The sequence below is a fragment of the Methylopila capsulata genome (assembly GCF_016907975.1).
Taxonomy (GTDB): Bacteria; Pseudomonadota; Alphaproteobacteria; order Rhizobiales; family Methylopilaceae; genus Methylopila; species Methylopila capsulata.
The window spans coordinates 893,560-907,620 of sequence record NZ_JAFBCY010000002.1 but is presented as its reverse complement, the minus strand read 5'-3'; the positions used below and the strand labels follow the sequence as shown (position 1 = coordinate 907,620).

The following is a 14,061-nucleotide window of genomic DNA, read 5'->3' as shown; positions in this document are numbered from 1 at the left end:
CGGGGCGCTCCAGAAGCGGGGTCAGGCGTAAGCCAGCGCGACGCCGAGGGCGTCCGCGCCGGGCGCGAAGATGTCCGGCAGCAGCCGGGGCGCGTCCTCGAACGCGATCTCGCGGCCGATCAGGAGGTCGAACCGCTCATCGTGCGCAAGCAGCTCCAACGCCGCAGCCAGCCGGCGCGCGTGGCTCCAGCGCGGCCGCCGCCCCGGCGAGACCTGACCCACCTGCGAGGAGACCAGCTTCAGCCGCCGCACATGGAATGCGCCGCCGAGCGCGACCGGCGTCTCGCCCGCGCCGTGCCAGCTCATCTCCACCACGGTCGCCTCGTCGCCGGCGAGCGACAGCGCGAGGTTGAGGCCGGCGGCGGTCGCGCTGGCGTGGAGCACGACGTCGGCCTCGCCCGGCGCGTCGTTCGGCGTCGCAAATCGGGCTCCGAGCGCCTCCGCGACGGGCCGGCGCCTGGGGTCGACGTCCACCGCCGTGACCTCGGCCCCCGGCAGCCGCGCGGCGAGGGCGGCGACCAGCAGGCCGACCACGCCTGCGCCCACCACCACGATCCGGTCGCAGGGGCCCGCGCCGGAATCCCAGAGGGCGTTCAGCGCCGTCTCCATGTTGGCCGCCAAGGTCGCGCGCTTCGGCGGCAGCGCGGCGGGCAAGGGCGTGAGCATCCCGACCGGCGCGAGGAACAGACTTTCGTGGGGGTTCAGGCAAAACACCGCCCGGCCGATCAGGTCCGACGGGCCCTCGAGCACCGCCCCGACCGCGCAGTAGCCGTACTTCACCGGACCGGGAAAGCCGCCCTCCTGGCGCGGGGCGCGCATCCTCTCCCATTCGCTTTCGGGCACGCGGCCCTGGAAAACCAGTCGCTCGGTGCCGCGGCTGACGCCGGAGAAGCTTGCGCGCACCAGCGCCTCTCCGCTACGCGGGGGAGGCGGCGCTGCGGCTTCGCGAATCTCGATCCGGCTGTCGCCGAGATACCACAGCGCTCTCGGCCGGTCCGCGGCGGGGGAGTTGTCGGCTCGCCGCATCGACCCTAATTGCCCGCCAGTTCGTTCCAGAGGATGCGGACGCTCGCCCGCGACGGAGGTTATATCCGGCTGCGCGCGAACGACCAGCCCGCCGCCGCGTCCTCGCCATCGAAAGCGTCAGATGAGTTCCACGATCGACAGCTCCCCGGTCGCCGCCTCCCGTCCCTCCTGGCTGCGGGGCCTGTTCCGGGGGACCACGCCGACCGGCGCCCAGTCGACCGCCGCGCTCGCCGCCCGACGGCTGACGATGGCGGGTCTCGTGCTGGGCACGATGGTGGGGCTCAGCTGGGCCTTCTGGACGGTGATGGCGGTCGACGGCTGGTCGATCCCCGAGATGGTCATGTACGTCTGCTTCGTCGTCTCGCTGCCGTGGATCGTGATCGGATTCTGGAACGGGGTGATCGGCCTGCTGCTGCTGCGCCTCGCGCGCGACCCGCTCGACATCGTGACCCCCTGCGCGGCCTACGCCGGCGCGACCGATCCGATCACGGCGCGCACCGCGATCGTCATGTGCATCCGCCATGAGAATCCCGAGCGCGTCGTGCGGCGCCTCGACGCCATCCTGCGCAGCGTCGACGCCACCCGCGAGGGCCGGGCGTTCGACCTCTTCATCCTGAGCGACTCGACGCAGGACGACCTGGCGGCCGAGGAGCGCGCGACGATCGAGACCTGGCGCGCGCGCCTCGCGGACCCGGACCGCGTCGTCTACCGCCGCCGCGCCGTCAACGCCGGCTTCAAGGCGGGCAACATCCGCGAGTTCCTGCTGGAGCGCGGCGACGACTACGAGCTGATGATCACGCTCGACGCCGACAGCGTGATGTCCGGCGAGACCATCCTGCGCCTCGTCCGCGTCATGCAGGCGAATCCGAAGCTCGGCATCCTGCAGAGCCTCGTGGTCGGGCTTCCCGCCCGCACGGCCTTCGCGCGCATCTTCCAGTTCGGCATGCGCGCCGGCATGCGCAGCTACACCATGGGCGCGGCCTGGTGGAGCGGCGACTGCGGGCCGTACTGGGGCCACAACGCCGCGATCCGCGTGGCGCCCTTCCGCGATCACGCCGAACTGCCGACGCTGTCGGGCAAGCCCCCGCTCGGCGGGGTCATCCTCAGCCACGACCAGGTCGAGGCGGTGCTGGTCCGACGCGCCGGTTACGAGGTCTGCGTGCTGCCGGAAGAAGGCGGCTCGTGGGAGGACAACCCGCCGTCGCTGCCGGAGTTCATGCGGCGCAACCTGCGCTGGTGCCAGGGCAACATGCAGTACGTGAAGCTGCTCGGCATGCCCGGCCTCAAGCTCATCAGCCGGGTGCAGCTGCTGCTCGCGATCCTGATGTATGTCGGCGCGCCCGCCTGGATCGGCTTCATGATCGCCGGCGCGGCGCAGGCCTTCATGCCGCCGTCCGTCATCGGCGAGCTCGACCCGCCCGGCTCCTTCCCCGTCGGGCTCTCCATCGGCCTGCTCATGACGATGCTGACCATCACCTTCACGCCGAAGCTGATGGGCTACCTCGACGTGGCGCTGCAGCGGAACGAGATGGACCGCTACGGCGGGCCGCAGCTCTTCACTCTCGGCGCGCTGGCCGAGGTGCTGTTCGGCTTCCTTCTGGCGCCGCTCATCAGCTTCTCGGTCACGACCTTCCTGTTCGTGCTGTTCGTCTTCGGCAAGTCGGTCGGCTGGGAGGCGCAGGACCGCGACGCTCACCGCATCGGCTGGGGCGAGGCGACGCGCAAGCTCTGGCCGGCCACCCTGTTCGGCGCGGCGCTCACCGTCGCCTTCGCCGTCTCCGCCCCCTACGTGCTGTTCTGGGCGGCGCCGGTTCTCGCGAGCTTCCTGCTGGCCATTCCCTTCACGGTGCTAACCTCGACGGAGACGCTCGGCGCGCTCACCGCCCGCGCGGGCCTCGGCGCGACGCCGGAGGAGGTGCGCCCGCCGTTGGAGGTGCGCGCCGTCAGCGACGACCTCGTCGCCGCGCGCTACGCTCTCCCGATGTCGCCATTCCGCCTGGACGGCGGCGAAGCGGCGGCGCTCCGCGCTGCGGAGAAGGCGGCGGGCTGAGGGCTGCTGATCGAGACGAAAAGGGCGTCGTTTGCGGCGCCCTTTTTTATTCCGCCGGCGCGTCGGTCGTGGCGTAGCGCTGGAGCAGCGGCGTCTGGGCGACGGCGAAGACCATGGTCAGCGGCATGACGCCCCAGACCTTGAAGGCCACCCAGAAATCCGTCGTCTGGGTCCGCCACACCACCTCGTTGATCACCGCGAGGACCACGAAGAAGAACGCCCAGCGCCAGGTCAGCTTGGTCCAGCCCTCGTGCGTCAGGCGGAAGGCCTGATCGAACACGATGGCGAGCAGCGGCTTGCCCATGGCGAGACCTGCAAACAGCGCGCCGGCGAACAGCAGGTTCACGATCGTCGGCTTCAGCTTGATGAACAGCTCGTCCTGGAGGAAGAGCGTCAGCCCGCCGAAGATCAGCACCACGGCGCCCGACACCAGCGGCATGATCGGCAGCCGGCGCATCAGCGTCCATGACAGGACCAGAGACACGACCGTCGCGACCATGAAGGCGGCGGTGGCGGTGAACAGGTCGGTCCGGTTGTTCGCGATGAAGAACACCACGAGCGGCCCGAGCTCGAGCCCGAGCTTAAGGAAGGGATTGACGGCCTTGGGGGCCGATTTCGGCGGTTGCGTCGTCATGGCTCAAGCTCTGCCTCCGCCCCGCGGCGGGATCAAGGCGAAAGAAACGCCTTCCGTCTGCGTTTTAAGGAGACGGCAGCCCACGCACCTTCGCGGCGGCGTCGATGAAGCCCCACGTGGTCGCGAACAGCTCCGGCACGTCGAGCAGGAAGGCGTCGTGGCCCTTGTCGGTCGCGATCTCCACGAAGCTGACGTTCGCCGCCGCGGCGTTCAGCGCATGCACGATCTGGCGCGCGCCTTCGGTCGGAAACAGCCAGTCCGACGTGAAGGAAGCGACGCAAAACCGGGTCCGGGTGCCCTGGAACGCTTTCGCAAGCACGCCGCCGTGGTCGGCCGCCAGGTCGAAATAGTCCATGGCGCGCGTGACGTAGAGGTAGCTGTTGGCGTCGAAGCGCTCGACGAAGCTCGCGCCCTGGTGGCGGAGGTAGCTCTCGATCTGGAAATCGGCGTCGAAGCCGAAGGTCCGCGCGTCGCGGTCCTGCAGATTGCGGCCGAACTTGGTCTGGAGCGCGGGCTCCGACAGATAGGTGATGTGCGCGGCCATGCGCGCGACCGCGAGCCCCTTGCGGGGAACCGCGCCCTCCATCAGGTAGCGCCCGTTCCGCCAGTCGGGATCGGCGGTGATGGCCTGTCGGCCGACCTCGTGGAAGGCGATGTTCTGGGCCGAATGCTTGGCCGCGGTCGCGATCGGCAGCGCGGCGAACACCCGGTCGGGATAGCTCGCGGCCCATTCCAGCACCTGCATGCCGCCCATGGAGCCGCCGACCACGGCGAACAGGTCGGGAATTCCGAGATGGTCGATCAGCATGGCCTGAGCCGCCACCATGTCGCGGATCGTGACGAGCGGGAGGTCGAGGCCGTAGGGCTCGCCGGTCGCCGGGTTGGTCGAGGCCGGGCCGGTGGTGCCGAGGCAGCCGCCGACGACGTTCGAGCAGATGACGAAGAAGCGATCGGTGTCGACCGGCCGGCCGGGGCCGACCATGGTCGACCACCAGCCGGGCTTGCCCGTGACGGGATGCGCGTTGGCGACGTGCTGGTCGCCCGTCAGCGCATGGCAGACGAGCACGGCGTTGGACCGGTCGGCGTTCAGTTCGCCGTAGGTCTGGTAGGCGATGTTGAGCGGCGCCAGCGCCTTGCCGGACTCGAGCGTCAGGGGAGAGGCGATGCGCGCGACGAGGCTATGGGGCGCGTCGGCTTCCGACCGCGCCGCCTCGTTCGTCGTCCGCTCCATGATTCCGCCCAAGCGATCCTCTCGAGGCGTAGGCGTTTTGTCCGGCGGCGAGGTGAAGCGCCGACGCCGCCTCGTGTCAATGGCCGCGTCGCCGAACGCTATTTGACGGCCATCACCTGGATGACGGCCGGGCCGAGGATCACGATGAAGATCACCGGCAGGAAGAACACGATCATTGGCACCGTCAGCTTCGGGGGCAGGGCGGCGGCCTTCTTCTCGGCGTCCGCCATCCGCATGTCGCGGCTTTCCTGCCCGAGCACGCGCAGCGCCTGGCTCACGGGCGTACCGTACTTGTCGGCCTGGATCAGCGCGGTCGCCACCGACTTCACCGATTCCAGCCCGGTGCGCATGCCGAAGTTCTCATAGGCCAGGCGGCGGTCCTGCAGGTAGGACATCTCCGCCATGGTGAGCGTCAGCTCTTCGGCGAGGGGGATCGATTGGGAGCCGATCTCGTCCGCGACCTTGCGGAAGGCGGCCTCGACCGACATGCCGGCCTCGACGCAGATCAGCATCAGATCGAGCGCGTCGGGAAACGCGCGCTTCATCGAGAGCTGCCTCTTCTGCGTCTGGTTCCGGAGGAACAGCTCCGGAGCCTTGATGCCGAGGTAGGTGGCGAACACTACGGCGGCGAACCGCATGAGCGGCGGCTTGCCGAAATCGTTGATCAGGAAGAGGTAGCTGAGCGAAACCGCCATGAAGGCGAGCGGCGCGACGAGCCGGAAAAACAGAAACGCCGTCATGGCTCCCGGCCCGCGGTAGCCCGCCATCAGCAGGCGCTCCTTGGCGTCGGCGGTGCCGAGATGCTTGGCCAGATTGAACTGGCTGACGATGTTCTGCATGTAGGCCTTGGGCTCGCGCTTCAGGCCTCTCCGGTCGTTGCGCGCGAGCCGCTCGCGCTCGCGGGCGCGAATGCGCGACCGCTCGATCGCGACCGACTTCATGCGCTTCTCGAGCTGATCGCCCGCCAGCAGCGGCATGGCGAAGGTCACGACGGTCGCGACGGCCGCGATCGCGGCGAGCAGCATCGCCATGGCGTGCGGATCGTTGATGGTGCGAAAGATCTGGTCGATCACGCGACGTTCCCGTCTTTAGAAGTCGAAGCTGATCATCTTCTTCATGACCAGCACGCCCGTCAGCATCAGACATCCGCCGCCGACGAGGAGGACGCGGCCGAGGTCCGTCGTCCACATCAGCGACATGTAGTCGGGACTTGTCACCGAGATGATCGCGATCGTGAGGATCGGAAGCGAGCCGATGATGGCGGCCGAAGCCTTGGCCTCCATGCTCATCGCCTGGATCTTCGCCTTCATCTTCTTGCGGTCGCGCAGCACCCGGGCGAGGTTGCCGAGGGCGTCGGACAGGCTGCCGCCGGCCTTGGACTGGATCGCGATGACGATGCCGAGGAAGTTCGCCTCGGTCACCGGCATCCGCTCGTAGAGCTTGGCGACCGCTTCGGCGAGCGGAATGCCGATGGCCTGCTCCTCTACGATCGTGCGGAACTCCGACTTCACCGGCTCCTGGGTCTCATTGGCGACGATGCGGATGCAGTCGCCGAGTGGAAGACCGGCCTTGAGGCCGCGGAGGATGACTTCCACGGCGTTCGGAAGCTCGTTGAGGAATCGGGCGATGCGGCGCTTCCGCAGGAAGGCGAGCGCCCAGCGCGGCAGGCCGAGGCCGCCGACGAACGCCGCGAGCAGGCTGATGCGCATGTCGCCGCTCAGGACGAGCGCGGCGAAGCCGAGGGCGGCCGCGACGGCCGCGCTGATCGCGTAGAATCGGTCTTTCGACCAGCTCAGCCCGGCCTGTTCGATCCGCATGCTGAGCGACGGGCGGTTGATGCGCTTCTGCCGCTCGTCGAGCGCCTTCAGGCTGTCGGCGACATGCCCGCGCCTCAGGGTCTCCTGCGTCGCCTGGGTGACCACGCGTCGGCGATCGAGGCCCACGCCGGCGAGCTTTTTCCGCTCCTCCACGCGCTTTTCGCCGGACAGCAACGGGTAGAGCAGCGCATAGGCCGCGCCGCCGGCCGCGACGGTCGCGAGCAGGATGACGGGAAGCCGGTCCATGTCGATCATGCGCGGTCTCCGCTCGCCGGGGTCACGCGACGCGGCTTTCGTTGTTGCTCTCCGCGGCGTCGAGCGCGGCCGCGAGCCGGTTCTCCTCGCCGAAGTAGCGGGCCCGCTCCCAGAAGCGGGGGCGGCCGATGCCCGTCGAGCGGTGGCGTCCGATCAGGCGCTTGTTCGCGTCCTCCCCGAGGATGTCGTAGAGGAAGATGTCCTGGGTGATGACGACGTCGCCCTCCATCCCCATCACCTCGGTGATGTGGGTGATGCGGCGGGAGCCGTCGCGCAGGCGCGACGCCTGCACGATGACGTCGACCGAGGTGCAGACCATCTCCTTGATGGTCTTCGACGGCAGGGTGAAGCCGCCCATCGTGATCATCGACTCCAGACGGGACAGGGCCTCGCGCGGCGAGTTCGCGTGCAGCGTGCCCATCGAGCCGTCGTGGCCGGTGTTCATCGCCTGGAGCAGGTCGAAGGCCTCCGGTCCGCGGACCTCGCCGACGATGATCCGCTCGGGGCGCATGCGCAGGCAGTTCTTGACCAGGTCGCGCATGGTCACCGTGCCCTCGCCTTCGAGGTTCGGCGGACGCGTCTCGAGGCGCACGACGTGCGGCTGCTGCAGCTGCAGTTCGGCCGCGTCCTCGCAGGTGATGATGCGCTCGTCCTCGTCGATGTAGCGCGTGAGGCAGTTGAGCAGCGTCGTCTTGCCCGAGCCCGTGCCGCCGGAGATCAGGACGTTGCAGCGGACGCGGCCGATGATCTTGAGGATCTCGGCGCCCTCCGGGCTGATCGAGCCGAACCGGACCAGCTGGTCGAGCGTCAGCTTGTCCTTCTTGAACTTGCGGATAGTCAGCGTCGGGCCGTCGAGCGCCAGCGGCGCGACGATGACGTTGACGCGCGAGCCGTCGGGAAGGCGCGCGTCGCAGATCGGCGAGCTCTCGTCGACGCGGCGGCCGACCTGGCTGACGATGCGCTGGCAGATGTTGAGGAGCTGCGCGTTGTCCCGGAAGCGGATCGGGGTCTGCTGCACCTTGCCGGCGACCTCGATGTAGGTCCGCTCGGCGCCGTTGACCATGATGTCGGAAATGTCATCCCGCGCGAGCAGCGGCTCGAGCGGGCCGTAGCCGAGCACGTCGTTGCAGATGTCGTCGAGCAGCTCCTCCTGCTCGGCGATCGACATCACGACGTTCCGGATCGCGATGATCTCGTTGACGATGTCGCGGATTTCCTCGCGCGCGCTCTCGGTGTCGAGGCGGGCGAGCTGCGCGAGGTCGATCGCCTCGATCAGGGCGCCGAAGATCCGGCTCTTGGTCTGGAAATACTCGTCGTTGCGGCGGGTGTCGATCGGCGGCGGCGCGACCGGGCGAGGGTCGGACTGCGGCGACGCCGCAGGGGCGCCGATCGGCGCCACGGTGATCAGCGGCGCGCCGAACTCGCTCGCGGCCGTGGAGCGGCGCGCGAAACCGGCCGTCGTGGCCGGCGTGGCCGGCGTTCCGCGTTTTCCGAACATCGTGGCGCTTCTCCCCGTCCGATCCCCCCGGCTCAGCCGGCTTTCTTCCGATTGATCCGGGCCATCAGCGGCTCCAGCAGCGAGCGGTTGACCTTGCGGGCCTCCGTCCTGCCCGTCAGGCGCTTCGCGAGTTCGACGAACATCTCGTTGGTCTTGTGGCCGGCTGCGGTCTCGGCCAGCATCTGGCCGTTGTTGGCCGCCGTCCCGAACAGCTGCGGATCGAACGGCACGATCGCCGCCGGCTCGAGGTCGAGCGCCTTCGCGAAATCCTGCGGCTTGATCTCCGCGCGTTTCGGAACCCCGACCTGATTGAGGATCAGCCGCGGCGGACCGTCGTTCGGACGCGCGGCCTTCAGCAGATCGATCAGGTTCTTCGCGTTGCGAAGGTTCGCGAGATCCGGCGTCGCCACGATCGCGACCTCGTCGGCGGCGATCAGAGCGCGCTTCGACCAGGCGGTCCAGATGTGCGGCACGTCGAGCACCGCGCAGGGCACGTTCGCCCTGAGAATGTCCAGCAGCGGGTCGAACACGTCCTCATGGAAGTCGTAGACCCGGTCGAGCGTCGCCGGCGCCGCAAGCAGCGAGAGCTGCTCCGTGCACTTCGACAGCAGGCGGTCGACCAGCGCCGCGTCGAGCCGGTCGGGGGCGAACACCACCTCGGCGACGCCCTGCGGCGGGTCCTGGTTGAAGTTCAGCCCCGCGGTGCCGAAGGCGAGGTCGAGATCGACCACGACGCTGTCGAGCTTGATCTGGCGCGCGATCGCCCAGGACACGTTGTGCGCGATGGTCGAGGAGCCCACGCCGCCCTTGGCGCCGACGAAGGCGACGGTGCGGCCCACGGGGTCGGCGCCCGGCGCGCGGAAGATTTCCGACAGCGAGCGCACCAGGTCGACCACGTCGAAGGGCGGCACGAGATAGTCGCTGACGCCCTGCCGCATGAGCTCGCGGTAGAGCAGCACATCGTTCACCTGCCCGATGACGACCACCTTGGTGCCGGGATCGCACACGTCGGACAGGCGGTGGAGGATGTCGAGCAGACGTTCGCGATGGGCGTCGCCCTCGATGACGACGACGTTGGGCGTGGGCGCGTTCTTGTAGGCTTCGGCCGCGGCGAGGCCGCCGCCCATCTGCACCTTGACGTGCGCCTTCTCCATCCGCCGGTCGGTCGCGGCGTGCTCGACGAGACGCGCGATCTCGGGCGTCTCGCAGAACGCCTGGATCGAGACGCGCGGAAGCGGCGCGATGATGTCGACGGGCGGGGCGGCGGGTTCGTCGAGATGAGAGCCCGGGTGCGAGGCGAGCTTGGTCATCACTTCGCGCTCCCGATGCCGCTGATGTCCGTATCTTCCTGCTTGTACGTCGTCGTCGTGTCCTCGCCGGCGCGATGCTTCTGGATCACGGTCTGGCGGCGCGCCGCATAGACCGGGGTCTCGGCCCGCGGCCGCGCGAGGTCTTCCGGATCGGCGACCTGCGCGGCGAGGTTCTGCTGCGTGGCGCAGCCGAAGTTCCAGTAGTCGCGATTCTGCGTCGCGCCGCGGAAATCGCCGCCGCCGTGGCCGAGGTCGTCGGGCCAGAGACCGCAGGGATGCGGAACCTCCGCCTTCAGCTTGACGTAGCCGAGCCGGAGCGGCGCGAAGTGATCCGGCGCCTCGGCGGTGTAGCGCTGGCTGAGCACGGCCGTCGCCGGCACGCCCGCCGCTGCGAGCGTGGTGCGCACGGCGGGCAGGGCGTAGGCCGCGGCCGCGTCGCTCGCTCCGCCGCGCGGCGAGAGGATGGCGATCGGGCCGCGTCCGTTCCTGCGCCAGTCCGCGGCGAAGGCGCGAATGTCTTCCTTCTGGCGCTGCGTCAGGCCCTCCCGCGTGGCGCCCACCGGCAGGTCGAGCTTGGCCTCGCCCTCCGCGAGCACGATGGGATGCCGCTGCTGGTAGGTCTGCGGGTAGTCGTCGCCGACGATCCGGTCGGCATGGCAGCCGGCGAGCGCTGCGGCGGCGGCGCCGAGGCAGGCGAGCCTCACGGCGCGGACGAAGGAAGCGTGGGAAAAGGTCATCTGCTGCGCTCCGTTGCGCGACTCACGCTCAATCGATGATGAAGCCGCTGCGGCGGTGGCTCACAGTGGAGGGGTCGATCCTGCCGGGAATCCCGTAGAGGCGGTTCAGCCGGCCGAGGAGGAGGTTGGACTCGTCGGTCGGTTCGGCGAACCCGTCGTCGGGCGAGGCCAGCTTCGTGGGCGCGGTCGATTTCGCCAGGTAGGGCGTGACGATGATCGCGAGTTCCGTCTCGTTGCGCTTGAAGTCGTTCGAGCGGAACAATGCGCCGAGAACCGGGAGCTTCATCAGACCCGGAAGCCCCTCGGCCGCCCTGCTGTTCTGCTGCCGAATGAGGCCGGCGAGGACAAGCGAGCCCCCGGACGGCATTTCGACGGTCGAGTCGGCGCGCCGCACCTTCAGGCCAGGAACAACGAACCCGCCGCCAAGTTGCACGGAAGCTGAAGAGTCGATCTCGCTGACCTCGGTCGCGATCCTGAGGCTGATACGACCACCCGAAAGCACGATCGGCGTGAAGTTGAGGCCGACGCCGAACTGCTTGAATTCGATGCTGGCGCGGTTGTCTTCCCGGTCATAACCGGTGACGATCGGAAACTCGCCGCCCACAAGGAACTTAGCGCTCTCACCGGAAATCGCGGTCAGGGTCGGCTCGGCGAGCGTCTTCGAGACGCCATTTCGTTCCAGCGCGCTGATGGTCGCAGCGGCCGTCCCTTTGCCGTTCGTGATGGTCCCGCTGTTGTTCGGAGCGTCATTGGTCGCGGGGAAGCCGAAGTTGGTCGCGCCGCTCAGCACGGCGCTGCCGATGCTGAGGCCGTTAAGGTCGTAATTGACGCCCAGCTGCTTAACGACGTCGCGCTGCATCTCGACGATCTTGACCTTGAGCAGAACCTGATCCTGGCCCTCGATCTTGAGCGCGTTCACGACCTTCTTCGGGTCGGACATGTAGCCGGCGGCGATGTCGACGGCGGTCTGCGCCTCCTGCGCGGACTTCACCGAACCCGTCACCACGACGCCGTCGCCGACGCCTTCGACCCGGATGTTCCCGGCGCCGCCGAGCGAGCGGCCGATCGAGGAGCGGATGGACCCGACGTCACGCGACACCGAGACCTCGTACGCCGCGATCTCGCGGCCTTCCGCGTCGAGGAACATCACGTCGGTCTGCCCGGGGCCGGCCCCGATCAGATAGGCCTTGCGGGCCGAACGGACGACAGCGTTCGCGACCGACGGGTCGGCCACGAACACCTCCTTGGCGTCGCGCGGCAGGGTGACTACGAAGGACTTGCCGATGCCGAGATCGACGCGGTCGCCCTGACCGCCCGGCTGGGCCTCGGCGTAGTAGCCGGGATCGGCGGCGAGGGCTGCGGGACCCGTGGCGAGGGAGACGGCCGCGGTCGCGATGAGCGTAGCGCGAAGACCTCGGCGAAGCCGAACCGTGGTCGAGAGGAGGACGCTCAGGCTGGCGGTCATGGCGCGTCGGATCCTGGCGCTGGAAGGGGTGGCGTCGCCTAAGCGTGGCGGAAGGCTCGAAGGCGGAGGACTCTGCGGTGCGCGACGGTCGATCACCGGGCGCCCCCCTGGCTCGCCACGCCGAAGCGGACGATGGTCAGGCCGCCGCCGCGCTTGTTGAGATCGGAGGCGGCGCCGTCGCTCGGGCTCGGGCCGGAGTCGGCGAGGGAGCGCAGGGCGAGCGAAAGCGTGCCGAGCTGACGGCTGAGCGCGAGCTGTTCGGTCTGGACCGGGCTGAGCTCGAGCGTCGCGGTCTTGCCGACGACCACGCGCTGGCCGTCCTTGTCCTCGACCGCCTGGTCGATCGCCAGGACGCGGACATTGGCGCCGATCGTCTCGGAGTAGGTCTCGTCCCGGCCGTTCGCGCCCTGCTGGCGACGGGTGAGGATCACGTCGACGCGGTCGTTCGGAAGGATGAAGCCGCCGGCGCCGGTCTCGGGCGAGATCTCGATGGAGATCGCGCGCATGCCCGCCGGCAGGATCGCGGCCATGTAGCCGGAGCCGTTGCCCTTGATCAGCTTGTCGGCGCGGATCGGCTCGCCGGCGACGAAGGGCGAGCGCGCGATCGAGCCCGTCGTGGTTTCGATCGCCTGCGGGGTCGTCGGTTTCTGCAGGAACTGCGCGTTGGCCGCCTCCTGCGGCCAGGCCTGCCAGCGCACGTCCTCCGTCTTCACGACCGAGCCGAGCGGGATGTCGGCCGCGGCGACCAGGACGTCGACCGTGTTCAGCGGCGTGGCGTCCGCGACCGGCGCCGGCGGCGCGTCCCCGCCGCCCCCGGCGAGCATCGCGGCCCCGAGCCCGGCGACGAGCGCGATGCCAAGCACCACGAGGCGAGCGGCTTTCATCAGGCGATCCCCATGAGCGGCTCGGCGCCGCTAATCGCGGGGCGAGCGTCGTTCCCGAGGATTCAACCAGCCAATCGTCAATTCGTGGTTAACAGAGCGTCTTTAAGCCCATGGATCAGGTTAACAGCCGCTCATCATCCGGATGACCTTGTCAGCCGATCGAGGCGAACCATGCCGTGCTTGGCAGAAGCACGAGCGCGCCCGCGGCCAGCGCGATCCCGTAGGGCACGCCTTCGCGCGGCGAGTGCAGGCGGCTGAGAAAGCCGACGCGCTCGAACGGCAGCGGCATCGGCGCGCGGCGATACAACATCACGGCCGCGGTCAGCGCGCCGCCAAACAGGGCGAACGACACGAACCAGGACAGCAGGGGATCGAAGCCCAGCCACAGCGCCACGGCGGCGGCGAGCTTGGCGTCGCCGCCGCCGATCCAGCCGGGGATAAAGAGCGCCATCCCGATCGCGAGCGTCAGCGCGCCCGCGACGAGATGCAGACCGACTTCCTGCAGGCCGAGGTGGCCGAGCGGCGCCGCGACGGCGAAGGCCGCGACCAGCGCGAGCACCAGCCGGTTCGGAATGGTCAGCGTCATGAGGTCGGAGACCGCCGCGACGGCGATCAGCGCCGGCAGGACCACGATCACCATCGTCTCGAACATCGGAGGCCTCATCTGGGACCGCCGCGGGCGTCGGCGGAACTTCGCATGCGGCGTAGGCCGGAAACTCGGACCTTGCCTTAATCAACGCGCGTGTCATGCCCCAGTTTATCCGGGGAATGGTGCGTGATCCATTGAAGCCGATCACGCTCTAAAAAACGACGAAACCGCCGCCCCGGCCTGAAGCCGGGATCGGCGGTTGGTCCGGGCCGGCGCTCGCCGGCGCACGACCGGGCGGAGCTAGAGGGCTTTAGCTGCCCGAGCCCGCCAGACCATCCCTGATCTCTCCGAACTTGGTCACAAGATTAGTGCCAATTTCCTGGGTGACCAGAATGATCGCTACGGCGATGCCGACGGCGATCAGGCCGTACTCGATGGCGGTGGCGCCGGACTCGTCCTTGGCGAAACGCTTGAAGATGTTCATGGCGAAGACTCCTGGTCTACGGAGGTTGCGACTGTCCCTGTCCCGCGTCCTCACGTCGTCGTCGGTGCGCCGGAACGTCCT

The 14,061-nt window shown here is 69.0% G+C and carries 13 protein-coding genes; 1 reads left to right on the top strand and 12 read right to left on the bottom strand.

Translation table 11 applies throughout. The features are described 5' to 3' along the window. Positions 1-21: 21 nt before the first annotated feature. Positions 22-1,026, bottom strand: coding sequence for a zinc-dependent alcohol dehydrogenase (locus tag JOD31_RS09925; RefSeq protein ID WP_204950161.1), 1,005 nt, complete (start codon positions 1,024-1,026; stop codon positions 22-24). 121 nt (positions 1,027-1,147) lie between these two features. On the opposite strand from JOD31_RS09925, the gene mdoH reads away from it, so the two are divergent. Then, complete coding sequence (gene mdoH / locus JOD31_RS09920; RefSeq protein ID WP_204950160.1) at positions 1,148-3,076, top strand: glucans biosynthesis glucosyltransferase MdoH; 1,929 nt, start codon at positions 1,148-1,150, stop codon at positions 3,074-3,076. 46 nt (positions 3,077-3,122) lie between these two features. Here mdoH and JOD31_RS09915 read toward each other — a convergent pair whose 3' ends face one another. The 11 genes from JOD31_RS09915 to JOD31_RS09865 all read right to left on the bottom strand — a co-directional run bounded on the left by JOD31_RS09915 (position 3,123) and on the right by JOD31_RS09865 (position 13,980). After that, on the bottom strand, positions 3,123-3,710 hold the full coding sequence (locus JOD31_RS09915; protein WP_204950159.1) for a septation protein A: 588 nt from the start codon (positions 3,708-3,710) through the stop codon (positions 3,123-3,125). Between the two features lie 64 nt (positions 3,711-3,774). Continuing rightward, positions 3,775-4,941: a homoserine O-acetyltransferase MetX gene (metX, locus tag JOD31_RS09910; protein ID WP_204950158.1), complete on the bottom strand. Its 1,167-nt coding sequence runs from the start codon at positions 4,939-4,941 to the stop codon at positions 3,775-3,777. 98 nt (positions 4,942-5,039) lie between these two features. Continuing rightward, positions 5,040-6,014 carry a type II secretion system F family protein gene (locus JOD31_RS09905; RefSeq protein ID WP_204950157.1) on the bottom strand — a complete coding sequence of 325 codons (975 nt, stop codon included), beginning with the start codon at positions 6,012-6,014 and terminating at the stop codon, positions 5,040-5,042. Between the two features lie 15 nt (positions 6,015-6,029). Further along, positions 6,030-7,013 (bottom strand): type II secretion system F family protein, encoded by a 984-nt coding sequence (locus JOD31_RS09900; RefSeq protein WP_204950156.1) that lies wholly within the window; start codon positions 7,011-7,013, stop codon positions 6,030-6,032. A gap of 22 nt (positions 7,014-7,035) precedes the next feature. Then, a complete protein-coding gene (locus JOD31_RS09895; RefSeq protein WP_204950155.1) occupies positions 7,036-8,511 on the bottom strand; it encodes a TadA family conjugal transfer-associated ATPase in 1,476 nt (491 codons plus the stop codon). Positions 8,512-8,543: 32 nt separating this feature from the next. Next, positions 8,544-9,821, bottom strand: a complete 1,278-nt coding sequence (locus tag JOD31_RS09890) for a CpaE/TadZ family protein (protein WP_204950154.1) — start codon at positions 9,819-9,821, stop codon at positions 8,544-8,546. After that, positions 9,821-10,558: a CpaD family pilus assembly protein gene (locus JOD31_RS09885; protein WP_204950153.1), complete on the bottom strand. Its 738-nt coding sequence runs from the start codon at positions 10,556-10,558 to the stop codon at positions 9,821-9,823. The genes JOD31_RS09890 and JOD31_RS09885 overlap by 1 nt, the downstream gene beginning before the upstream one ends. A 28-nt stretch (positions 10,559-10,586) precedes the next feature. Continuing rightward, positions 10,587-12,023: a type II and III secretion system protein family protein gene (locus JOD31_RS09880; RefSeq protein ID WP_204950152.1), complete on the bottom strand. Its 1,437-nt coding sequence runs from the start codon at positions 12,021-12,023 to the stop codon at positions 10,587-10,589. 92 nt (positions 12,024-12,115) lie between these two features. Next, positions 12,116-12,907 (bottom strand): Flp pilus assembly protein CpaB, encoded by a 792-nt coding sequence (gene cpaB, locus JOD31_RS09875; RefSeq protein ID WP_204950151.1) that lies wholly within the window; start codon positions 12,905-12,907, stop codon positions 12,116-12,118. A 151-nt stretch (positions 12,908-13,058) separates the two neighbouring features. Next, positions 13,059-13,559, bottom strand: coding sequence for an A24 family peptidase (locus JOD31_RS09870; protein WP_204950150.1), 501 nt, complete (start codon positions 13,557-13,559; stop codon positions 13,059-13,061). Positions 13,560-13,806: 247 nt separating this feature from the next. Continuing rightward, entirely contained in the window at positions 13,807-13,980 is a 174-nt protein-coding gene (locus JOD31_RS09865) for a Flp family type IVb pilin (protein WP_204950149.1), read from the bottom strand. Positions 13,981-14,061: the final 81 nt, after the last annotated feature.